We start from the raw sequence: 22,254 nt of genomic DNA on the forward strand, positions 1-22,254 counted from the left end.
ACTACGAGTGAATGATGCGGTGCCCCTTGTGACACCGCAAGGTGTCGTGTGTAAACAGTCGGGTCCTGTCGACTACGGAGCGCAGTCGTGTATGGAGAGGTGATGCGCCGGGTCCCGGCGCCCGTCCTCTTCGTCGTCGGGGGTGCCTCGATGTACGTCGGGGCGGCCCTCGCGGTCGGCCTGTTCGACCGGTTGTCGCCTGCCGCGGTCGCGGTGTTACGGATCTTGGGCGCAGGGGTGTTGCTCCTTCTGGCCGTACGCCCCCCGAAGATCGCATGGAGTCACCGACGGCTGCGTCGGTCGGTCCCGTTCGGGGTGGCCACGGCCCTGATGAACGCGGCGTTCTACGAGGCCATCGCCCGGCTCCCGCTCGGCACGGCGGTCGCGCTGGAGTTCTGCGGGCCGGTCGCGGTGGCGGCCGTGGCGAGCCGCCGCCCGCGGGACGTCGCGGCGGTGGTCCTGGCCGCCGGCGGGGTGGCGCTCATCGCGGATGTGCGCTGGTCAGGTAGTCCGTCGGGGGTGTTGTGGGCGCTCGCGGCCGCGGCGATGTGGGCCGCGTACATCGTGCTCGGCAAGCGGGTCGCGACGGCCGGGAACGGAGCCGAGGACATGGCGGTGGGCTTCACCGTGGCCGCCGTGCTGTGCTCCCCGGTGCTGTTCCTCCGGGGTGCGGCGGGGCTCACACCGCTCGCCGACCCGGGGGTGCTACTGCTCGCCGTCGGGGTCGGGGTGCTGTCCAGCGTGGTCCCGTACGGCCTGGACCAGGTGGTGCTCCGCCGGGTCGGGCGGGCCCGGTTCGCCGTGCTCCTGGCCCTGCTGCCGGCCACCGCGACCGTGATCGGGCTGCTCCTGCTGGCGCAGCTCCCGGGGCCCGCCGAGGGGGTCGGGATCGCGCTCGTGGTCGTCGCCGTGCTGCTGCGCACCCGGGACGGCGACGTGCCACCGGAGGTCGCCCGCACCCCGGTCCGCCGAAACGAGGTCACGGAGGGTCACCACCCGCCCGAGTGACGCTGAGTGATCGACCTCGACGCGGTCGAGTGATGATCGCCCGGGTGGGTGGAGCCTGCTCGCAACGTGTTCATCGCGGGGGTCGAGTGCGGCCGCGCGCACTCCCCCGAGCGGCCCACTCCCGCCGGGGAGGCCGCGGGCGCGGGGTTCGCGGGAGTCACCGGCCAGGCTCACCCGCTCGGCGCGCGGCCGAGTGGCGCAGTGACCGGACGGGTCACGGCCGGGCCGAGCGACCGTCAGAAGCGCTTCCGGTGCCGGGGCTCGCAACAAACCCTCGGCTCCGTGACTGAATCGTGATGATCGTCCCGCAACTTTCACGATCCAGAATGCTTCACCTCACAGCGATCCGGGACATACGTTGTCGCCCACAACATTCATCCGGCGCTCAACGCGTCGGGCCACAGTGACGTGGGAGAGCGGATGCGTATTCAGAAGGCTGCGGTCGCGGTCGGGCTGGGGCTCGCCCTCACCCTGACCGGATGCGGGGCGAACAGCTCGGGCGGATCGAGCGGCGGCACCGCGCCGACCGCGGGGAGCACGAGCGGCGGGGTGAAGGTCGGGGTCATCCTGCCCGAGACCGACAGCTCGGCCCGCTGGGAGGGCTTCGACAAGCCCATGCTCGACAAGGCCATGCGCGCGGCCGGGCTGGACCCGGACATCCAGAACGCGCAGGGCGACGAGCAGAAGTTCTCCACCCTCGCCGACGGGATGATCTCGTCCGGGGTGAAGGTGCTGGTCATCGCGTCGATCAGCAGCGACGGCGGCTCGGCCGTCGCCGCCAAGGCGAAGGCCCAGGGCATCCCGGTCATCGACTACGACCGGCTCAACCTCGGCGGCACCAGCGACTACTACGTGTCGTTCGACAACGTGAAGGTCGGCGCGCTGCAGGGCCAGGGGCTGGCCCAGGCGCTCACCGGGCAGCAGGGCGCGCAGGTCATCGAGATCGAGGGCGCCCCGACCGACAACAACGCCACGCTGTTCTACAACGGCCAGCAGACCGTGCTGAAGCCGATGTACGACTCCGGGGCGCTGAAGCTGGTCGCCACCCAGAAGATCGACAAGTGGGACAACCAGGTCGGCGGCACGACCTTCGAGCAGCTGCTCACCGGCAACGGCGGGCAGGTCAACGGCGTGGTGGCGGCCAACGACGGCCTCGCGGGCGCCGTGGTGACCGTGCTCACCAAGTACGGGCTCAACGGCAAGGTCGCGGTCACCGGCCAGGACGCCACGGCGGACGGCCTGCAGGCCATCCTGCGCGGCGACCAGTACATGACGGTGTTCAAGCCGATCCAGGAGGAGGCGGACGCCACGGCCAAGCTGGCCGCCGCGCTCGCCAAGGGCGACACCGCCTCGGCGGACTCGACCGCCACGCAGAAGGTGGACGACCCGAAGGGCAACCGCCAGGTCAAGTCCGTGCTGCTCACCCCGCAGCTGGTGACCAAGGACAACGTCAAGGTCGTCACGGACGCGGGCTACGTCAAGGCGAGCGAGATCTGCGTGGCCGCCACGCAGGCCGCCTGCGACGCGGCCGGCATCAAGTAACACCCGATCCCGGGCGCGCGGCCTTCCACCCTCGGAGGCCGCGCGCCCGCCCCTGGAGGGGCCCATGTCCGAACCCATCCTCCAGCTCCGGAAGGTGTCGAAGAGCTTCGGCGCGGTCCAGGTGCTGCACGACGTCGACCTCACCGTCCGCGCCGGTGAGGTGACCGCCCTCGTCGGCGACAACGGCGCGGGGAAGTCGACGCTGGTCAAGTGCGTCGCCGGGATCCACCCGATCGACGGCGGCGAGATCTACTTCGACGGCGAGCCGACGGCGATGACCTCGCCCGCCGACGCCGCGAAGCACGGGATCGAGGTCGTCTACCAGGACCTCGCACTGGCCGACAACCTCGACATCGTCCAGAACATGTTCCTCGGCCGGGAGCGCGGCAAGCCGTGGCTGCTCGACGAGGCGGACATGGAGCAGGCCGCCCGGCGCACCCTGGCCTCGCTGTCGGTCCGCACGGTCACCTCCGTGCGGACCCCGGTGGCGTCGCTCTCCGGCGGGCAGCGGCAGACCGTCGCGATCGCCAAGGCGGTGCTCTGGGACTCCCGGGTCGTGCTGCTGGACGAGCCCACCGCGGCTCTGGGCGTCGCCCAGACCCGGCAGGTGCTCGACCTGGTGCGCAGGCTCGCCGAACAGGGCATCGGCGTGGTCCTGATCAGCCACAACATGGCGGACGTCTTCGAGGTCGCCGACCGGATCGCCACCCTCTACCTCGGCCGGATGGTGGCCGAGGTGCCCACCCGCGACGTCACGCACTCCCAGGTCGTCGAGCTCATCACCGCAGGCCGGTCCGGGGACCTGGGCCTCGCCCGTCCGGAAGGGGTCGTGGGCGCGTGACCGCTCCAGAGAAGCCCGCAGCCGAGAAGTCCGCCGCCGAGAAGGCGAACCCGGGGAACCGCTCCGCCGACTTCGGCATCGACACCACCGCCCGGACCACGAGCGAGGCGCTGCGCGCCTACGTCCAGGGCATCCGCAACGGCGAGCTCGGCTCGCTGCCCGCACTGCTCGGCCTGGCCGCGCTGTTCGTGCTGTTCACCCTCCTCGACTCCGGCGGCACCTTCCCCAGCCTGCTGAACCTGGCGAACCTGCTGCAGCAGGGCGCAGGCCGGACCATCATCGCGATGGGCCTGGTGTTCGTGCTGCTCACCGGCGAGATCGACCTCGCCGCGGGCACCGCGTCCGGCCTCGCGGCGGCGCTGATGGCGCTGCACCTGGTGAGCGGCGGGAACCTGCTCGGGGCAATGGGCGGCTTCGTGTTCGTGCTCTTCATCGTGGGGCTGCTGATCTGCGCGGCGCTCGCGGCGTGGGTGAAGGTCTGGCCGGGGACGGTGGGAGCCGCCTTGGGGGCCCTGCTGTTGTTGATAGGCACGCCCGCGAACCCGTGGATCGAGATGCTGCTCGCGGTCTGCGTCGGCATCGCGGTCGGCTGCCTCACCGGGTTCCTGGTGGCGCGGACCGGGATGCCGAGCTTCGTCGTCACGCTGGCGCTGTTCATCGCCTGGCAGGGCGTGATCCTGCAGCTCATCGGGGACGGCGGCACGCTCGGCCTGCGCGACCCGGTGATCAACGCGGTGGCCAACGGCAACCTGTCGACCCTCGGCTCCTGGCTGCTGTTCGTCGTGGCCGCGGGCGGGTACGCGCTCGTCGCTCTGACGCAGCAGCGCAACCGGCTCAGCAAAGGGCTCGTGGCGCAGCCGACGGGGCTGGTGCTGATGAAGGTGGGCGCCGTCGTCGTGCTCGGGGCGGTGGCCACGTTCCTGCTCACCCAGGACCGGAGTCCCGGGGTGATCAGCATCTCGGGTATTCCTTATGTCGTGCCGATCGTCCTCGTCCTCATGGTGCTGGGGACCTACGTCCTCGACCGGACGCGGTTCGGGCGGCACGTCTACGCCGTCGGCGGCAACCGCGAGGCGGCTCGTCGGGCGGGCATCGACGTCGTGAAGATCCGGGCGGCGGTGTTCGTGATCAGCTCCGCCTTCGCGGCGATCGGCGCGATCGTCTACTCGTCGAAGGTCGGGTCGGTCTCGCCCGCGGCCGGTGGCGGCAACACGCTGCTGTTCGCGGTCGGCGCGGCCGTGATCGGCGGGACGTCGCTGTTCGGCGGCCGGGGACGGGTGTCCAACGCGGTGATCGGCGGCGCGGTGCTCGCGACCGTCGAGAACGGGCTGGGTCTGCTCAAGCAGCCCGCGGCGGTGGTGTTCGTGATCACCGGCCTGGTCCTGCTGCTGGCTGCCGGGGTGGACGTGCTGTCCCGTCGGAAGTCGGCGGCCGCCGGCAGGTGACCGCTCCGACCTCGGGGACCCGGCCGGACGACGCCCGTCGCCACAACCGCACCGCGCTGCTGCGCAGGCTGCACGTGGACGGGCCGTGCACCCGCGCGACCCTGGCCACCGAGCTGGGGCTCAACCGCAGCACGATCAAGGCGGTCGTCGACGGGCTCGCCGAGTCCGGGGTGGTGACCGAGGCCGTCCCCGCGCAGCGCTCGGGTGCGGGGCGGCCGTCGCTGCTGGTACTGCCCGAGGCGTCCGCGGCGGTCGTGTTGGCCGTGGACGTCCGAGTGGACCAGGTGTCCATGGCGATGGTCGGGATCGGCGGCCAGATCCTGGGCCGCCACAGCTGGAACCTGCACCGCACCACCCGGCTGCCGGGTGAGGTGATCACGCACGTCGCCGAGTCCGCGCAGCTGCTGCGAGACGAGCTGGCGGTGCGCGAGCAGTCGGTGGGCCTGTCGGTGCCGGGCGTCGTCCGCCGCGCCGACGGGCTCGTCCACGAGGCGCCCAACCTCGGCTGGCGCGAGGTCGCGCTCGGCGCCCGGCTCTCCGCGGTCCTCGGCAGCCCGGTGACCGTGGGCAACGACGGCGACTTGGGCGCCCTCGCCGAGCACGTCCGCGGCGCGGCCCGGGACGTCTCGGACCTGCTGTACCTGTCCGCGGACGTGGGGGTCGGCGGGGGTGTGATCGTCGGCGGGATGCCGTGGCGGGGGAGCACCGGGTACGTCGGCGAGATCGGGCACATGATCGTCAAGCCGGGCGGGCGGGCGTGCTTCTGCGGCGAGCAGGGCTGCTGGGAGACCGAGGTCGGCGAGCCCGCGCTCTGCCGTGCGCTGGGGCTCCCGGAGGACACCCCGCGCGGGGTCCTGGTCGCCGAGCTCCGCGGCCTGTCCCGGATCGACCTGCTCACCGAGGTGGGGGACTGGCTGGTCACGGGCCTGGTCACGGCGGTGAACCTGCTCGCCCCGGAGATGGTGGTGTTGGGGGACCTCTTCGCCGTCCTGCCCGACGCGTTGGTCGATCGGGTGCGCGACGAGGTGCATTCCCGGAGTCTGGTCTCCCGAGCCGGTGGGGGGACGCGGATCGAGGTCTCGCCGCTGGGGCGGGACGGGAAGCTCGTCGGTGCCGCGGAGCTGGCGTTCGAGCCGGTGTTGGGGATGGTCTGAGCTCCTGCCGGTCGCGCGTTTCGTGCTGTCGGCGCGGCAAGATCGCCGGTTGTGTGCGCTCAGCGTTGCCCGGGCAGCGGTGAGAGCACACAACCGGCGATCATGAGCTGGCGCACTCCCGGGAGCGCTCGCTCGACAGGTGGGCGCTGGTCCTTGGTGAGGGACTGCGCCCTCCGGGGGCCACCGAGGCGACACCACCCTGGCGAACACGGAACGGCTGAGCATCGACGCACTCGTCGGAGAGGAGCCCCGGCATGCCGTGCCTCGTCGTGCCCTGCCTCACCGCGCCCGACCTCCCCGCGCCCGACCTCACCGCGCCCCGAATCCGACCTCACCGCCTCCGCTCTCCGGTACCGCGGGCCCAGACCACGGGTGCCGATCCCGCAGGCCTGCGCAGACCCCGAGGCGCCACCCCCGAGCCACCTCCGTCGTTTCGGCGGCGCAGCCCGGCACGGGCTCCGCCCGGGCCGCCGCCCCGCACCCCACCGCCACCGCCCGACGACAGCAAGCCGGTGGCCCGGGTGGAGACCGTGCTGCCCTCCGGGGCCGAAAGGTCGGCGGTGGCGACCACCTCCGGAGTGAGGCCCCCCGGAGGGCGCAGTTCCTCCACACCGGGGGCGCCCCAGTCCCGAGGAGCCTGCGCAGCCCCCGGAGCGCCACCCGAGCCACCCCCGGAGTGAGGCCACCGGAGGGCGCGGGTCCCCACGGAGGGCGGCGGGATCGTCAAGACTGCCGAGCGCGCGGAACCGGTCGTCATGGTCGGGCCGGTAGGGTCCGGCCGTGCTCCGGGTGCCCGCCGACGATCATCTCGCCGTCACGATCCGGGTGCTCTCCGCGCTCGGCGCGCCGGAGCGGCCCGCGCGCGAGCAGGCGGCGATGCTGCTCGAGGGGGATCTCCGCGGGCACGCCTCGCACGGCATCCGGCGGCTGCCGGTCCTGGCCGGGCGGATCCGCAACGGGGTGTGCGCGCCTGGCGCGGAACCCGAGCTGCGCTGGTCCACGTCGTCGGTGCTCGTCGTCGACGGGCACACCGGGCTGGGGCCGCCCGTCGCGCACCGCGCGGTCGACGCGCTGCTCGAGCGGGTGGCCGAGACCGGCATCGCGGTCGCGGCGATCCGCCGGGCGGGTCATCTCGGGATGCTCGCGCCGTACGTCGAACGGTTGGCGGCGGCGGGTCTCTGCGGCGTCGCGACCACCACCAGCGAGGCGCTCGTCCATCCCTGGGGGGCCGCGCCTGCGATGCTCGGCACCAACCCGATCGCCGCCGCGGTACCGACGGGCGGCGAGCCCGTCGTCCTCGACATGGCCACCGGGCAGATCTCGCGCGGCAAGGTCCTGGACCACGCCCAGCGCGGGGCCCCGCTGCCGGACGGCGCCGCGGTCGACGCCGAGGGCCGCCCCACCACCGACGCCACCGCAGCCCTCGACGGTGCGATCTCGCCGGTCGGCGGGCCCAAGGGCTACGCGTTGTCGCTGGCCCTGGAGCTGCTGGTCGCGTCGCTGACCGGCACGGCGCTGGGCCGCGACGTACGCGGCACGCTCGACACGACCGACCCGGTGACGAAGGGCGACCTGCTGATCGCGTTCGACCCGGCGGCGTTCGGCGGGGGTACGGCGCTCACCCCGTTCCTCGACGAGCTGCGCGGCCTCGCTCCCGCCCCTGGCTCGTCCGGCGTCCAGATCCCGGGCGACCGGGCCCGTGCGACGCGTGCGGCGAACCTCGCCGACGGCGTCCCCGTCGACCCGGGGACCTGGGCCGAGGTCACCGCGCTCTGACGAGGTGACCGACCAGCCCCCGGGGTACCGATCAGTAGGGTGCGCGCAGCGCGGTGTCGACCGCCCTGACGACACCTCATTCGCGATCAAGCAGCGCTGACAGCACGAAACGTGCGATCCCGGGGCTGCTCCGTTCGGCTCAGCCGATGATCGTCCGCACGAGGACGCGGGTGGGCGGTGGTTGACTACCCGCCGTTGTACGGCGCGGCGGAGGTGGTTCGGTGCATCCTGACGATCCCGGAATCATGGGGTTGACGGCGGAGATCGGTCGTACGGCCGTCGCGGGTGCCGATCTCGGGCCGCTGTTGCAGCGGATCTGCTCCACGCTCCCCGGCACGCTCGGTGTACCCGCGGCCGCGATCGTCCTGGTGGACCTGCCGGACACCCAGCTCGCCGGCGTCACCGCGTCGGGCCCGGATCCCGGGTGGCTCGGTGAGATGGAGCTGCGGGCGGGTACCGGGCCGGTGCAGGGTGCCGTCCGGTCCGGACGCGCGATGGTCACACCCGACCTCACCCGGATCGGGCCGCCGGAGCTCGCCGCCGCGGCCGCGGACACCGGGCTGACCTGCTCCGTCGTCGTCCCGCTGCGGGTGAACGGCGAACCCGTCGGCGGGCTGCAGCTGTTCGGCCACCCCGGTCGGCCGGTCGGGGACGGGCACGTCGACGCCCTCGCCGGGCTCGCCGACGTGCTGTCGGCCCGACTGAGCGATGTCTGCGCGCTGCGCAGGCTGACCGGCACGGTCGCGCGGCTGACGGCCGAGCACGAGGCGTCGATGCCGGTCGCGTACGCGGTCGGGATGCTCGCGGAGCGGTACCGGACCGATCCCGAGGAGGCCGCCCGCTTCCTCGACAGCATGGCGCGCAACACCGGGACCCCGATCACCGAGGCGGCCCGCACGGTGCTGGAGCGTACGGACGTGCAGGAGGCCCCGACGACTGCCCTGCGGCGGGTCACGCCCGGGATCCCCACGCCGCGCGGGGCGCAGGAGGAGGCGCCGCACGGCCGGGTCCCGGGCCCCCGCCCCGGCGCCGCGCCGTCGGCAGGCCGCCGCTCCGCACCCGATCCGCGACACCCCGCGGAGCTGCGCGGGGTGTCCGCCCGGCCCGCCCCTGCGGACCCTCGGCCCGACCTCCGCGGCCCCCTCGACCCGCGTACTCCTGTGGACCCGCGAACCGCCGCCGATCCCCGCGGCGCCGCGAGGCCGGACTTCGACCCCGCCCCAGCAGGGGACCGGCTCGACCGCGCACCCCAGCCGCAGCCCCATGACCTGCACGGACAGCCGCTCGCCTGCCGCAGGCGCCGCCCCGAGCCCGATCCGCAGAGCCCGCCGCCCCCGTCCGAGGGCCGGGCCCGGCACCGTCGCGCCGACATCGGCTGACCGTCCTCGGGGTCTGATGATCACGTCTGGTCGAGGCCGGACGGGGTGAGGGAGGCCGCATGGCATCGCGCCGCCGCGGCACGTAGGGTTTCGCCCGACCCGCGGGAGCACTCACGTACCGAGGCTGAGAGGGCGGCAGGACCGGCCGTCGACCGTTCGCACCTGACCCGGTTAGCACCGGCGTAGGGAGGAAACGTCGTGCGTGCTCTCGTGACAGTCCTGATCAGTGCCGTCCTGGTCCTCGCAGGCTGCAGCGCCCAGGCCGACACCCAGAAGATCCGCATCGCCCTGGACTGGACCCCCAACACCAACCACACGGGGCTCTACGTCGCCCAGCAGGAGGGCTGGTTCCGCGACGCGGGACTGGACGTCGAGTTCCTGCCGTACAACAGCACCTCGCCGGACACCCTCGTCAGCTCCGGCGCCGCCGAGTTCGGGATCTCGTTCCAGGACTCGTTCACCTTCTCCAAGGCTGCGGGCGCGGACATCACCAGCGTCATGGCGGTGCTGCAGCACTGGGCGACCGAGGTCGCGGTGAAGGCCGACCGCGCCGACATCACCTCCCCGCGCGACCTCGACGGCAAGACCTACGGCGGCTTCGGCGGCCCGGGCGAGGAACCGAAGATGCGCCAGGTCATCCGGGACGCGGGCGGCCGGGGGGACTTCCAGTCCGTCACGCTCGGGACCAGCGCCTACGAAGCCCTCTACGCCGGGCAGGTCGACTTCACCGAGCCGTTCGTGGCCTGGGAGGGCATCGAGGCCGAGCTGCGCAACGAGCCGCTCAAGACCTTCCGCTACACCGACTACGGCTTCCCCGACGCCTACAACGTCCTGCTCATCGGCAACTCGCCCTGGCTGGCCGGGCACCCCGACCTCGCGGCGAGGTTCGTCCAGGCCGCGCAGCGCGGCTACCAGCTCGCCGCGGACGACCCCGCCCGCGCCGCACAGCTGCTGCAGGACGCCAACCCCGGCACCTTCACCGAGCCCACGCTCGTCACGCGCAGCCAGGCGATGCTCGCCGCGCAGTACCTGAAGGACGACCGCGGCCGCGTGGGCACCCAGACCCTGGATCGCTGGCAGGGCTTCTCCGGGTTCCTCGTCGACTCGGGCGCGGTGGTCGACGGCGCCGGGAAGCCGGTCACCACGCGTCCGGACTTCTCGACCTGGTTCACCGACGAGTACCTGGCGCCCCCCGCATGACCCGCGCGGCCGAACGCCCCGGGACCGCCGCGCGGACGGCCGTCCGGCGGGAGGTCGTGGTGCGGCCCACCGCCGCCCGACGCGTGCTGCCCCCGGTCGTCGTGGTCGCCGTCCTGCTCGCCGCGTGGCAGCTGGCGGCGTCGCTGTTCGCCCTCGCCCCGCAGGTCCTGCCCTCGCCGCTGCGAGTGGTGGAGCAGGGCTGGGCGAACCGGGAGGCGTTGTGGGACAACACCCTCCCGACCCTGCAGGTGACCGCGGTCGGGTTCGGGGTGTCGCTCGCGGTGGCGTGGGTGCTGGCCGTCGTCGTGGACTTCTCGCCGTGGCTGCGCCGCGCGCTGCTGCCCCTGATGGTCGCCTCGCAGACGCTGCCGATCATCGCGATCGCCCCGCTGATGATCCTCTGGTTCGGCTTCGGGCTGTTGCCGAAGGTGCTGGTCATCGCGTTGGTGACGTTCTTCCCCGTCGCCGTCGGGCTGGTGGAGGGGTTCGCCCGGACCGACCGGGAGGCGTCGAACCTGTTGCGCAGTATGGGCGCGAGCCGGTGGGCGGAGTTCCGCTACGTCCGGCTGCCGGGGGCCATGCCGTCCTTCTTCACGGCGCTGCGGATCGCGATCACCTACGCCGTGACCGGGGCGATCTTCGCCGAGTACGTCGGCGCGCGGTCCGGGCTCGGGATCTACATGAACCAGCAGAAGAACTCCTTCCGCACCGATCTCGTGCTGGCCGCGGTGGGGGTGTCGGCGCTGGTCACGCTCGCGTTGTTCGCCCTGACCTTCCTGGTGCAGCGGCTCGTCGCGCCCTGGGTCCGGCGATGATCGCCGTCCGCGACCTGGAGGTGTCCTTCGGCGACCTCCGCGTGCTCGACGGCGTGTCCCTCGACGTGGCCCCGGGGGAGTTCGTCTCGGTCCTCGGGCCCAGCGGATCGGGCAAGTCCACGCTCTTCGGGGTGCTCGCGGGCCTGCTCGTGCCGGACGCGGGCGAGGTCGCCACCGGCAGCGTCGCCTACATGCCGCAGAAGGACCTGCTGTTCCCCTGGCGCAGCGTCCTGGACAACACCTCCCTCGGTCTCGAGGTCGGCGGGATGCGGCGGCGCGAGGCCCGCGCCCGCGCGCTGGAGCTGTTCGAGCCCTTCGGCCTGCGGGGGTTCGAGCACGCCCGCCCCGAGGAGATCTCCGGCGGGATGCGCCAGCGCGCCGCGCTGCTGCGCACCGTCGTGCAGGATCGCGAGGTGCTGCTGCTCGACGAGCCCTTCGGGGCCCTGGACTCGCTGACCCGCACCGCGATGCAGGAGTGGCTCGAGGAGGTGCGCGCCCGCTTCGGCTGGACCGTCCTGCTCATCACGCACGACGTCCGGGAGGCCGTCTTCCTGTCCGACCGGGTAGTCGTCCTCTCGCCGCGGCCCGCGACGGTCCGCGCGGACCTCGCGGTCGACCTGCCGAGGCCGCGCAGCCTGGAGACGATCACGGACCCGGGGTTCGCGGCGGCCGAGGCCGAGCTGCTCGCGGTCCTGCGCTCGCGGTGAGCCGTGCTGATCACCAGCGGTGCGCTCAAGCACGGGATCCCGGAGGCGACCATCCGCTCCGTGCTCGCCGCGCCGCTGCGCACCGTGCCGCAGGGTGAGCGGACCCTGGTGATCGGTGTGGACGCCGCGCGGGACCTGCTGGAGGTGGTGGTCGAGGGGGACCGGGTGGTCCACGCGATGCGGCTGCGGCCCAAGAACTACGATCACCTGCGCCCGGAATGACCTTTTCGGTGGCCGCACTCACCCCCTCGGGGGACGCCCGACCACGTAGGGTCGTGCGCGGTCGTCGAGAGGTGGAAACGTGAGCGGTGGTTCCAGCGAGCAGGCGGGCCCGGCGGTGGTCGTGGTCGGGATCGGTGCGGACGGCTGGTCGGGGCTCGCGGGCAACGCGCAGGAGACCCTGGCCGCGGCCGAGGTGATCCTGGGCGGCCCCCGCCAGCTCGACCTGGTGGCGGGCAAGGTCTCCGCCGAGCTGGTCGCGTGGCCGTCGCCGCTCGTCCCCGCCCTGCCCGGGCTGCTGGCCCGGTACGCGGGGCGCAGGCTGTGCGCGCTCGCGTCCGGTGATCCCATGTTCTTCGGCCTCGGGGCCACGCTGGCCCGCACCGTCGGCGCGCGGCACATGCACGTGATCGCGCACCCGTCGTCGACCACGCTCGCGTGCGCGCGGCTGGGCTGGCCGACCGAGGACGTGGACGTGGTCAGCGTCGTGGGCAGGCCCGTCGAGCGGCTGCGGCGCGTGGTCGCGCCCGGGCGTCGGGTCCTCGTGCTCTCCGCGGGTGCCACCTCGCCCGCGCAGATCGCCGCGCAGCTCACCGCGGACGGCTTCGGCCCCAGCAGGCTCACCGTCCTCGAGCAGCTCGGCGGGCCGGGCGAGCGGCTCCACTCCGGGATCGCGCGGGACTGGCTGCACCCCGAGGGGGACGCGCTCAACGTCGTCGCGGTCGAGTGCGTCGCCGTCCCCGGCGCGCGGGTGTTCGGCGAGGTCACCGGCCTGCCGGACGAGGCCTACGAGCACGACGGCCAGCTCACCAAGCGCGAGGTCCGGGCCGTCACCCTCGCCCACCTGGCCCCCCGCCCGGGCGAGACGCTGTGGGACGTCGGGGCGGGCGCGGGCAGCATCGGGATCGAGTGGATGCGCGCGCACCCCTCCTGCTGGGCGGTGGCCGTCGAGTCCGATCCCGTTCGGGCCCAACGGATCGTGCGCAACGCAGGCTCCCTGGGTGTGCCCGCGCTGCGGGTCGTCGCGGGCCCGGCGCCCGAGGCGCTCGCCGACCTGCCCGCACCGGACGCGATCTTCGTCGGCGGCGGGATCACCCGCGAGGGTGTGCTGGACACCTGTTGGGCCGCACTGCCTCCGGGCGGTCGGATGGTCGCGAACGGGGTGACGGTGGAGTCGGAGTCCGCGCTGGCCGTGGCGCAGCGGCGGTTCGGTGGGTCGCTGGTGCGCCTGCAGGTCTCGCGGGCCGAGCCGGTCGGCGGGTTCCTCGGCTGGCGCCCCGGCATGTCGGTGACGATCTGGAGTGCCTCGAAGTGACCGTGCACTTCATCGGGGCGGGTCCGGGCGCGGTGGACCTGCTCACCATCCGGGCGCGCGACCTGATCGCGGCCTCGCCGGTGTGCCTCTACGCGGGGTCGCTGGTGCCGCGGGAGATGCTGGAGATCTGCCCGCCGGACGCGCGGACGGTCGACACGGCGCTGATGACGCTCGCCGAGATCGTCGAGGAGATGGTGCGGGCCCACGAGCACGGGCTGGACGTCGCGCGGCTGGCCAGCGGGGACCCGTCCGTGTTCTCGGCGATGGCCGAGCAGATGCGGCGGCTGGACGCGGCGGGTGTGCCGTACGACGTCACGCCGGGGGTGCCCGCCTACGCCGCCGCCGCGGCCGCGCTGAAGCGCGAGCTGACGGTGCCGACGGTCGCCCAGACCGTCACGCTGACCCGGATCGCGGCGCGAGCCACCCCGATGCCGTCGGGGGAGTCGCTGGAGACGGCGACCGGCACGGTCGTGCTGCACCTGGCCGTGCACCGGATCGACGAGGTGGTGAAGGAGCTCGTGCCGATCCACGGCTCGGACTGCCCCGCCGCGGTGGTGGCGTACGCGAGCCGCGAGCACGAGATCGTGCTGCGCGGGCGGCTGGACGACATCGCCCACGCGGTGCACGAGGCGGGCATCCAGCGCACCGCGGTGGTGATCGTGGGGCGGGCGCTGGCCGCGGAGCAGTTCCCGGACAGCCACCTCTACTCGGACACCCGGTGCCGCGGCGGGTCCTGATCCTCGGCGGCACGTCGGACGCCCGCGCACTGGCCGGGTTGCTGCCCGGCGCGGTGTCCTCCCTCGCGGGCCGCGTGCGCGCGCCGGTGCTCCCGCCCGGGGAGGTGCGGGTCGGCGGCTTCGGCGGGATCGACGGGCTGGTCGACTACCTCCGTGCGGAGCGGATCACCCACGTCGTCGACGCGACGCACCCCTTCGCGGCGCGGATGACCGCGCACGCGGCCGAGGCCTGTGCGGCCACCGGCGTGCCGCTCGTGATCCTGCGGCGGCCGGGCTGGTCGTCGGTCCCGGGCGATCGCTGGATCCGGGTGCCGTCGCTGCCTGCCGCCGCGGACCTGGTGCCGCGTCTCGGCTCCCGCGTCTTCCTGACGACGGGTCGCCAGGACCTCGCGACGTTCGCCGGGCTGGACCCGTGGTTCCTCGTCCGCTCGGTGGACCCGCCCGATCCGCCTGTGCCGCACCGGATGCTGTCCCTGCTAGACCGTGGGCCGTTCACCGTCGAAGGGGAGCGGGCACTCCTGCGCGAGCACGCGATCGACCTGCTGGTGACCAAGGACTCCGGCGGCCCGACGGGCGCGAAGCTCACGGCGGCCCGCGAGCTGGGGGTGCCGGTGATCATGGTGGACCGCCCCCCGCTGCCGCCGGGTGTCCCGGTGGTTCGCACGCCGGAGGAGGCGGCGGCTCTCGGCTAGCCGCCGTAGTGCCGCGGGGTGAAGACGGTGGGGACGCCGCCCCGGACGACGACCCTGGTCGTCGAGGAGCCGATGATCACCAGGGTGCGCATGTCCACCAGCTCGGGATCCAGCTCGCCCAGGGTCGTGACGGTGATCCGCTCACCCGCCCCGCCGACGTCTCGCCCCAGCACGACGGGGGTCTCGGGGGCGCGGTGCTCCAGCAGCGCGTCCCGCGCCGCGCCGACCTGCCACGGCCGGGCCTTCGACCGCGGGTTGTAGATCGCGATCGCCAGGTCCGCCAGTGCCGCGTGGACCAGCCGGTCGACGACGGTCTCCCACGGCTTGAGCCGGTCCGACAGCGAGATCATCGCGAAGTCGTGCCCCAGCGGTGCGCCCACCGACGCCGCGACGGCCTGGGCGGCGGTCAGCCCCGGCAGGACCAGCACCGGCACCTCGAGGTACTTCGGCTGCGACGCGACCTCCAACACCGCGGTCGCCATCGCGAACACCCCTGGGTCACCGGCGCTCACCACCACGACCTCGCGCCCGGAGGCGGCCAGGTCCAGGGCGTGCGCGGCCCGGTCGGCCTCGACGCGGTTGTCGCTCGCGTGCCGCGTCTGCCGCGGGTTCGGCGGCACCCGGTCCAGGTACGGCCCGTACCCGACGAGATCGTCCGCGGCGGCGAGCGCGGCCGCGGTCTGCGGGGTCAACCAGTCCCGCCCCGCGGGCCCGGTCCCGACGACCGTCACGCCGCCGCTCCCGCGCAGCCGCACCGCCTCCTCGGCGGCACGGGGGGCGTCGAGCACCTCCTCCGGCACGCTCGCCGCGACCTCGCCCGGCAGGATCGCGAGCGAGAAGTACGGCACCGACTCCGGGTCGACGTCCGCGAGGGCGCCGGTGCGCTGCCCCGCCATCGTCGCCCGCTCCACGAACTGCGCGCGGTCGAGCTTGCCCGCGTCCGCGAAGGCGCCGCGGACGTTCCCGAAGGTCCGGCCGAGCTTCATGACGGCGGCGGAGTCCGTGGCGCGCAACCGCTCCGCCAGCACCTCGCGGGGCAGGGTGCCGGGCAGCACGGTGAGGATCTCGTCCCGCTCGACGAGCGGCTGGCCGAGCGCGGCGGCGGCGCCGCTCACGGACGTCACCCCCGGGACGACCTCGGCCCGGAACCGGCCCGAGAGCCGCTTGTGCATGTGCATGTACGAGCCGTAGAAGAGCGGGTCGCCCTCGGCGAGCAGCACGACGTCCCGGCCCGCCGCGAGGTGCACGGCCAGCCGCTCGGCGGCCTCGGCGTAGAACACGTCGATCGCGCGCTGGTAGTCGTCCACGGTCTCGGTGGTGACCGGGTAGACGAGCTGCTCCTCGATCTGGTCACCGCGCAGGTACGGCTCGGCGATCCCGCGCGCGATGGAGCGGCCGTGCCGCGCGGAGTGGTAGGCGACGACGTCCGCGGCGCCGATCAACCGGGCCGCCTTGATCGTGACCAGCTCCGGGTCGCCGGGGCCCAGCCCGACGCCGTACAGGGTGCCCGCCATCTCAGATCTCCTGCTCGGTGGCCAGCGCGTTCAGCGCGGCAGCGGTGATCGCCGAGCCGCCGCGACGGCCGTGCACCACCAGGTACTCGAGGTCGGTGCGGGCGGCGAGCGCCGCCTTGGACTCCGCGGCGCCGATGAACCCCACCGGGATCCCGATGACCGCGGCGGGGCGCGGGGCGCCTGCGTCGATCATGTCGAGGAGGTGGAACAGAGCCGTGGGGGCGTTGCCGATCGCGACGACGGCGCCCGCGAGCCGGTCGCCCCAGAGCTCCATCGCCGCCGCCGAGCGCGTGTTCCCGAGGGCCGACGCGATTCCCGGGACCTCCGGCTCCCGCAGCGTGCAGACGACCTCGTTGTCCTTCGGCAGCCGCGACCGCGTGACGCCGGAGGCGACCATCATGGCGTCGCACAGGATCGGGGCGCCCGCGCGCAGGGCGTCGCGGGCGGCGGTGACGACGCCGGGGGAGTAGGCGATGTCGCGGGTCAGGTCGACCTGGCCGCAGGCGTGGATCATCCGGACGGCCACGTACCCGACGTCCGCCGGGAACCCGGACAGGTCCGCCTCCGCTCGGATCGTGGCGAAGCTGCGCCGGTAGATCTCCGCGCCGTCGCGGATGTAGTCGCTGGTCATGCGGGACTCTCCAGGAGTGCTCGGAGGCCGGCCTGCAGGCCGTCGATCTCGTAGGTGCCGTCGGGTCGGGCCACGACGTCGCGGTGCGGGCCGTGCGGCGCCCCGCACCGCCGCCCACAGCCGACGACGTGGGCGCGGGCGGTCGTGACGCCCCGGGAGCCGGTGTCGGCGCTGTCCGAGCTGTCGGCGGGTCCGCGGGTGTCGTGGCGGAGGTCGGCGAGGAGCGCACGCACGTCCCCGCGCACGTCGGCGAGGGACTTCGCGCAGCCCGGCCGCCCGGCGCAGGCGCTGATCTGCAGAGCCGGGTCGCCGGGTTCGGTCACCAGGCCCGCCGCGCGCAGCCGGTCCGCGGCGCCGGGTTCGGGGTCGGGCAGGAGCAGGGTGCGCCAGGGGGTGACGAGCACCTCGGGCGCGGAGTGCGCCAGCGCCCGCAGCTGGGCGGCGGACAGCTCGCCGAGCACCGGAGCCACCCCGACCGCGCGGCCCCCCAGCACCCCCACGAGATCCACTCCCGTGGAACGGAGCGGTCGCTGAGCGACCGCCGCGCTCCCGAGGTGTGGATCACCGTCCGAGGGAGTGCCAATCCGGGCGAGGGCGGCGGCGATGCGGGCCGGGGCGTCGTCGATCTCGGCGGCGCGCCAGGCGCTCGTGCACCCGGTGTCCTCGGTGCGCAGCGTGAGGAACGCCTCAGCGGCCGCGACGAGGAGGGACGGCGCGTCCCGCGGTGCGCACCCCAGACCCGTCGGCACGCCCGCGACCAGCAGGGATCCCCGGTCCGCGGCCGTCGCGAACCAGCACAGATCGGGTTCCTCGGCGGCGACGTCCCCGCGCCCGTCGTCGAGGGCGACGAGGAAGCGGCCGGGGAGGGCGGACAGCTCCGGGGTGGCGCAGAGCAGGGCGTCGACCACGGCGGCGAGGCCCCGGACGTCCGCCACTCCACCGTCCACACCGGACAGCGGAGAGGCCACGATGTTGCGCACCCGCTCGTGGGTGGTCGACGGCAGCAGACCCGCCGAGACGAGCCGCGACCCGAGCCGCGGGTCCGCCCGGTCCAGGCCCCTGAGCTGCAGGTTCCCTCGCGAGGTGAGGTGCACCGCGCCGTCTCCGAGGTCCTCGGCGCACCCGGCGAGCACCCGCAGCTGGGCGGCCGTGACCACGCCGCCCGGCAGCCGCACACGGGCCAGTGCGCCGTCCGCCGCGTCGTGCGGGGCGAGGACGCCGGGGCAGGCGTCGGCGCGGGTGCGGGGGGCGGTCACCGCGACACTGTAGGCATGGCGGGCGGGTCCGCGGTGGCGCCTCCCGCCCGTCGAGACGCGCACCGGCCCGGTTGACGCGGACCCACCCGGTTGCGGAGAGTGGGCCCCACAACCGAAGAACGGCGAGTGGGCCAGGAAGCCGGTGCGAGTCCGGCGCGGTCCCGCCACTGTCACCGGGGAGCAGACCCCGCCACAGGCCACGGGGAGACCCGGAAGGCCGGGGCGAGCGACGATCCGGGAGCCAGGACACTGCCCGCACGCCGACCTGCACGTCTGACCCGGGACGAGGATCCCGAGGAGGGGAATCTCGATGACCCGTGTCCTGCTGTTGTCGACGTCGGACACGGACCTGTTGTCCGCCAGGGCCTCCGGTGCGGACTTCGTCCTGGCCAACCCCAACCGCGTGCTGCTCGCGGACCTGCCCGCCATGGCGGCGGAGGCGGACGTCGTGGTGGTGCGGGTGCTCGGCGGCTACCGGTACTGGGAGGACGGGCTCGACCTGCTGCGGGCCGGCGAGACCCCGCTGGTCGCGTTGGGCGGCGAGATGGCCCCGGACGCCGAGATGATGGAGCTCTCCAGCGTCCCGGCGGGCGTCGCGGCCGAGGCGCACACCTACTTCGCGCAGGGCGGCACGGAGAACCTCCGCCAGCTGCACGCGTTCCTCTCCGACACGGTGCTGCTCACCGGCGAGGGTTTCGCGCCCCCGATCGCCCTGCCCGAATGGGGAGTGCTGGAACGGGAGTCGGCCGACCGGCCGGGCCCGACGGTCGCGGTGCTGTACTACCGCGCCCAGCAGATCGCCGGGAACGTCGCGTACATCGAGGCGCTCTGCCAGGCCATCGAGGCGAAGGGCGCCACCCCGCTGCCGATCTTCTGCGCCTCCCTGCGCCAGGCCCCGGCCGCGCTGCTGGAGACCCTCAGGGCCGCCGACGCCATGATCGTCACCGTGCTCGCCGCGGGCGGCACCAAGCCCGCCACCGCGCAGGCGGGCGGCGAGGACGAGGAGTGGGACGTCACCGAGCTCGCCGCGCTGGACGTCCCGATCCTGCAGGGCCTGTGCCTGACCTCGAGCCGCGCCACCTGGGAGTCCAACGACGACGGGCTCTCCCCGCTGGACGTCGCCACCCAGGTCGCCGTCCCCGAGTTCGACGGCAGGCTGATCACCGTCCCGTTCTCCTTCAAGGAGATCGACGCGGACGGGCTCTCCACCTACGTCCCGGACCCCGAGCGGGCCGCGCGGGTCGCCGGGATCGCGGTGCGGCACGCCGAGCTGCGCCGGATCCCCAACGCGGACAAGAAGATCGTGCTCATGTTGAGCGCCTACCCGACGAAGCACGCGCGGATCGGGAACGCCGTCGGGCTGGACACGCCGGCGTCGACCGTCGCGCTGCTGAGGGCCATGGCCGAGGCCGGGTACGACGCCGGTGACCTCCCCGGGGTCGCCGCAGGCGACGGCGACGCGCTGATCCACGCCCTGATCGAGGCGGGCGGACAGGACCCGGACTGGCTGACCGAGGAGAAGCTGGCGGGCAACCCGATCCGCATCTCGGCCGAGCAGTACCGGGCCTGGTTCGACACCCTGCCCCAGGACCTCCGCGACGCCGTGACCGAGCACTGGGGCCCGCCGCCCGGTGAGCAGTACGTCCAGAACGGGGACATCGTCGTCGCGGCGCTGCGCAGCGGGAACGTCACGCTGATGGTGCAGCCGCCCCGCGGCTTCGGGGAGAACCCGGTCGCGATCTACCACGATCCCGACCTGCCGCCGTCGCACCACTACCTGGCCGCGTACCGGTGGGTGGCGGAGAGCTTCGGCGCCCACGCGATCGTCCACATCGGCAAGCACGGGAACCTGGAGTGGCTCCCGGGCAAGACCCTCGGGATGTCCGCGAGCTGCGGGGTGGACGCGGCGCTCGGCGACCTCCCGCTGATCTACCCCTTCCTGGTCAACGACCCCGGCGAGGGCACGCAGGCCAAGCGCCGGGCGCACGCCACGCTCGTCGACCACCTGATCCCGCCGATGGCCCGCGCGGAGACCTACGGCGACATCTCCCGGCTGGAGCAGCTGCTCGACGAGCACGCCAACGTCTCCGCCCTCGACCCCGCCAAGCTGCCCGCGATCCGCCAGCAGATCTGGACGCTGATGCAGGCCGCGAAGCTCGACCACGACCTCGGCCTGGAGGAGCGCCCGCACGAGGCCGAGTTCGACGACTTCCTGCTGCACGTCGACGGCTGGCTCTGCGAGATCAAGGACGTCCAGATCCGGGACGGCCTGCACGTGCTCGCCGCGGCTCCCGAGGGCTCGGTGCGCGTGGACCTGGTGCTGGCGATGCTCCGCGCCCGGCAGATGTGGGGCGGCGAGCAGAGCGTGCCGGGGCTGCGCGAGGCGTTGGGCCTGGTCGAGGACGGCTCCGAGGCGCGGGTGACGGTCGACGAGGTCGAGGCCCTGGCCCACGGGCTGGTCGCCGACATGGAGGCCGCGGGCTGGGACCCGGACGCGGCCGCGGGGATCGTGGATGTCCGGCTCGAGGGCGGGGAGTGGGGGACTCGCGGGCCACTCACGACGCGCGAGTCCCCCACCTCCGATGCGCGAGGCGGACACGGGGGCGTGCCGAGCGGACCGTCCGCCGAGACCGTCGAGCGGATCCTGCGGTTCGCGGCGGTCGAGGTGGTGCCGCGGCTGGCGGAGACGGCGCACGAGATCGACCGGGTGCTGCACGCGCTCGACGGCGGGTTCATCCCCGCCGGGCCGTCGGGGTCGCCGCTGCGCGGGCTGATCAACGTGCTGCCGACCGGGCGGAACTTCTACTCCGTCGACCCGAAGGCGGTGCCGTCGAAGCTCGCCTGGGAGACCGGGCAGGCGATGGCCGAGTCGCTCGTGGACCGCTACCGGCGCGACCACGACGGCGAGTACCCGCGGTCCGTCGGGCTCAGCGTCTGGGGCACCTCCGCCATGCGGACCAGCGGGGACGACGTCGCGGAGGTCTTCGCGCTGCTCGGCGTCCGGCCCGTGTGGGACGAGATGTCCCGGCGCGTCACCCGGCTCGAGGTGATCGACCTCGACGAGCTGGGCAGGCCCCGGATCGACGTCACCGTGCGCATCTCCGGCTTCTTCCGGGACGCGTTCCCGCACGTCCTGGCGCTGCTCGACGACGCGGTCCAGATGGTCAGCGACCTGGACGAGCCCGCCGAGCAGAACTTCGTCAAGGCCCATGTGCTCGCCGACGAACAGCGCACGGGGGACCGGCGCCGCGCCACCACCCGGATCTTCGGCTCCAAGCCGGGGACCTACGGCGCGGGCCTGCTGCAGCTCGTCGACTCGAGGAACTGGCGAGACGACGCGGACCTCGCCGAGGTCTACACGACCTGGGGCGGCTACGCCTACGGCCGCGGCCTCGACGGCGCCCCCGCCCGGGACGACATGGAGACGGCCTACCGGCGGATCGCGGTGGCGGCCAAGAACACCGACACCCGCGAGCACGACATCGCCGACTCGGACGACTACTACCAGTACCACGGCGGGATGGTCGCGACCGTGCGCGCGCTGACCGGCACCGCGCCCGAGGCCTACATCGGGGACTCGACCCGGCCCGAGTCCGTCAAGACCCGGACGCTGCACGAGGAGACCGCCCGCGTCTTCCGTGCCCGCGTGGTGAACCCGCGCTGGATCGAGGCGATGCGCCGCCACGGGTACAAGGGCGCCTTCGAGATGGCCGCCACGGTGGACTACCTGTTCGGCTGGGACGCGACGACCGGTGTCGTCGCGGACTGGCAGTACGAGACGCTCACCGAGACCTACGTGCTGGACCCGGACAACCGCAAGTTCCTGTCCGAGTCGAACCCGTGGGCTCTGCACGGCATGGCGGAGCGGCTCCTCGAAGCCGTCGAGCGGAAGCTGTGGGAGGCCCCGGAGCAGGCCACGCTCGACGCGCTGCGCCAGGCCTATCTGGAGACCGAGGGCGATCTCGAGCAGGAGTGACCACGATCGGGCGGCCGGGATGGCGCCGGGCCGCCCGAGGGTCCAGC

18 protein-coding genes and 1 riboswitch are annotated in these 22,254 nt (G+C 73.8%); of the genes, 15 read left to right on the forward strand and 3 right to left on the reverse strand.

All coding sequences use genetic code 11. From position 1 onward, the window contains the following. The first annotated feature begins 102 nt into the window (after nucleotides 1-102). From ABD993_RS24885 to ABD993_RS24950, 14 genes are all read left to right on the forward strand, one after another. The gene (locus ABD993_RS24885; protein ID WP_345423169.1) at nucleotides 103-1,008 is read left to right on the forward strand and encodes an EamA family transporter; all 906 of its coding nucleotides are present in this window, start codon (nucleotides 103-105) and stop codon (nucleotides 1,006-1,008) included. Nucleotides 1,009-1,428: 420 nt separating this feature from the next. Beyond that, the gene (locus tag ABD993_RS24890; RefSeq protein ID WP_345423171.1) at nucleotides 1,429-2,550 is read left to right on the forward strand and encodes a sugar ABC transporter substrate-binding protein; all 1,122 of its coding nucleotides are present in this window, start codon (nucleotides 1,429-1,431) and stop codon (nucleotides 2,548-2,550) included. Between the two features lie 64 nt (nucleotides 2,551-2,614). Further along, on the forward strand, nucleotides 2,615-3,391 hold the full coding sequence (locus ABD993_RS24895) for an ATP-binding cassette domain-containing protein (protein ID WP_345423174.1): 777 nt from the start codon (nucleotides 2,615-2,617) through the stop codon (nucleotides 3,389-3,391). Next, complete coding sequence (locus ABD993_RS24900; protein WP_345423177.1) at nucleotides 3,388-4,836, forward strand: sugar ABC transporter permease; 1,449 nt, start codon at nucleotides 3,388-3,390, stop codon at nucleotides 4,834-4,836. The genes ABD993_RS24895 and ABD993_RS24900 overlap by 4 nt, the downstream gene beginning before the upstream one ends. After that, complete coding sequence (locus ABD993_RS24905) at nucleotides 4,833-5,990, forward strand: ROK family protein (protein WP_345423180.1); 1,158 nt, start codon at nucleotides 4,833-4,835, stop codon at nucleotides 5,988-5,990. Before ABD993_RS24900 ends, ABD993_RS24905 begins: the two co-directional genes overlap by 4 nt. 780 nt (nucleotides 5,991-6,770) lie before the next feature. Next, nucleotides 6,771-7,766, forward strand: coding sequence for an Ldh family oxidoreductase (locus tag ABD993_RS24910; RefSeq protein ID WP_345423183.1), 996 nt, complete (start codon nucleotides 6,771-6,773; stop codon nucleotides 7,764-7,766). A gap of 245 nt (nucleotides 7,767-8,011) precedes the next feature. Further along, complete coding sequence (locus ABD993_RS24915) at nucleotides 8,012-9,145, forward strand: GAF domain-containing protein (protein WP_345423186.1); 1,134 nt, start codon at nucleotides 8,012-8,014, stop codon at nucleotides 9,143-9,145. 198 nt (nucleotides 9,146-9,343) lie between these two features. After that, complete coding sequence (locus ABD993_RS24920; RefSeq protein WP_345423189.1) at nucleotides 9,344-10,345, forward strand: ABC transporter substrate-binding protein; 1,002 nt, start codon at nucleotides 9,344-9,346, stop codon at nucleotides 10,343-10,345. Then, entirely contained in the window at nucleotides 10,342-11,160 is an 819-nt protein-coding gene (locus ABD993_RS24925; RefSeq protein ID WP_345423192.1) for an ABC transporter permease, read from the forward strand. Before ABD993_RS24920 ends, ABD993_RS24925 begins: the two co-directional genes overlap by 4 nt. Continuing rightward, nucleotides 11,157-11,867 carry an ABC transporter ATP-binding protein gene (locus ABD993_RS24930; protein ID WP_345423195.1) on the forward strand — a complete coding sequence of 237 codons (711 nt, stop codon included), beginning with the start codon at nucleotides 11,157-11,159 and terminating at the stop codon, nucleotides 11,865-11,867. Before ABD993_RS24925 ends, ABD993_RS24930 begins: the two co-directional genes overlap by 4 nt. Nucleotides 11,868-11,870: 3 nt before the next feature. Next, complete coding sequence (locus ABD993_RS24935; protein WP_345423198.1) at nucleotides 11,871-12,089, forward strand: hypothetical protein; 219 nt, start codon at nucleotides 11,871-11,873, stop codon at nucleotides 12,087-12,089. Between the two features lie 79 nt (nucleotides 12,090-12,168). Then, complete coding sequence (cbiE, locus tag ABD993_RS24940) at nucleotides 12,169-13,401, forward strand: precorrin-6y C5,15-methyltransferase (decarboxylating) subunit CbiE (RefSeq protein ID WP_345423201.1); 1,233 nt, start codon at nucleotides 12,169-12,171, stop codon at nucleotides 13,399-13,401. Continuing rightward, the gene (gene cobM / locus ABD993_RS24945; RefSeq protein WP_345423204.1) at nucleotides 13,398-14,138 is read left to right on the forward strand and encodes a precorrin-4 C(11)-methyltransferase; all 741 of its coding nucleotides are present in this window, start codon (nucleotides 13,398-13,400) and stop codon (nucleotides 14,136-14,138) included. The genes cbiE and cobM overlap by 4 nt, the downstream gene beginning before the upstream one ends. After that, nucleotides 14,120-14,830: a cobalt-precorrin-6A reductase gene (locus tag ABD993_RS24950; protein ID WP_345423207.1), complete on the forward strand. Its 711-nt coding sequence runs from the start codon at nucleotides 14,120-14,122 to the stop codon at nucleotides 14,828-14,830. The genes cobM and ABD993_RS24950 overlap by 19 nt, the downstream gene beginning before the upstream one ends. Here the strand turns inward: ABD993_RS24950 and ABD993_RS24955 are convergent. Genes ABD993_RS24955 through ABD993_RS24965 form a run of 3 tightly spaced genes read right to left on the reverse strand, consistent with a single transcriptional unit; the run spans nucleotide 14,827 to nucleotide 18,231 of the window. After that, nucleotides 14,827-16,344: a precorrin-2 C(20)-methyltransferase gene (locus ABD993_RS24955; protein WP_345423210.1), complete on the reverse strand. Its 1,518-nt coding sequence runs from the start codon at nucleotides 16,342-16,344 to the stop codon at nucleotides 14,827-14,829. The two genes, ABD993_RS24950 and ABD993_RS24955, sit on opposite strands and share 4 nt — an antisense overlap. 1 nt (nucleotide 16,345) lies before the next feature. Then, nucleotides 16,346-16,975: a precorrin-8X methylmutase gene (locus tag ABD993_RS24960; protein ID WP_345423213.1), complete on the reverse strand. Its 630-nt coding sequence runs from the start codon at nucleotides 16,973-16,975 to the stop codon at nucleotides 16,346-16,348. After that, a complete protein-coding gene (locus ABD993_RS24965; protein ID WP_345423216.1) occupies nucleotides 16,972-18,231 on the reverse strand; it encodes a precorrin-3B synthase in 1,260 nt (419 codons plus the stop codon). The genes ABD993_RS24960 and ABD993_RS24965 overlap by 4 nt, the downstream gene beginning before the upstream one ends. 132 nt (nucleotides 18,232-18,363) lie before the next feature. Continuing rightward, nucleotides 18,364-18,483: riboswitch (cobalamin riboswitch) on the forward strand. Between the two features lie 58 nt (nucleotides 18,484-18,541). Here ABD993_RS24965 and cobN point away from each other — a divergent pair. Next, on the forward strand, nucleotides 18,542-22,207 hold the full coding sequence (gene cobN / locus ABD993_RS24970; protein WP_345423219.1) for a cobaltochelatase subunit CobN: 3,666 nt from the start codon (nucleotides 18,542-18,544) through the stop codon (nucleotides 22,205-22,207). Nucleotides 22,208-22,254 lie beyond the last annotated feature (47 nt).

Origin of the sequence: Pseudonocardia xishanensis, from assembly GCF_039541715.1 — a bacterium.
GTDB classification, from domain to species: domain Bacteria; phylum Actinomycetota; class Actinomycetes; order Mycobacteriales; family Pseudonocardiaceae; genus Pseudonocardia; species Pseudonocardia xishanensis.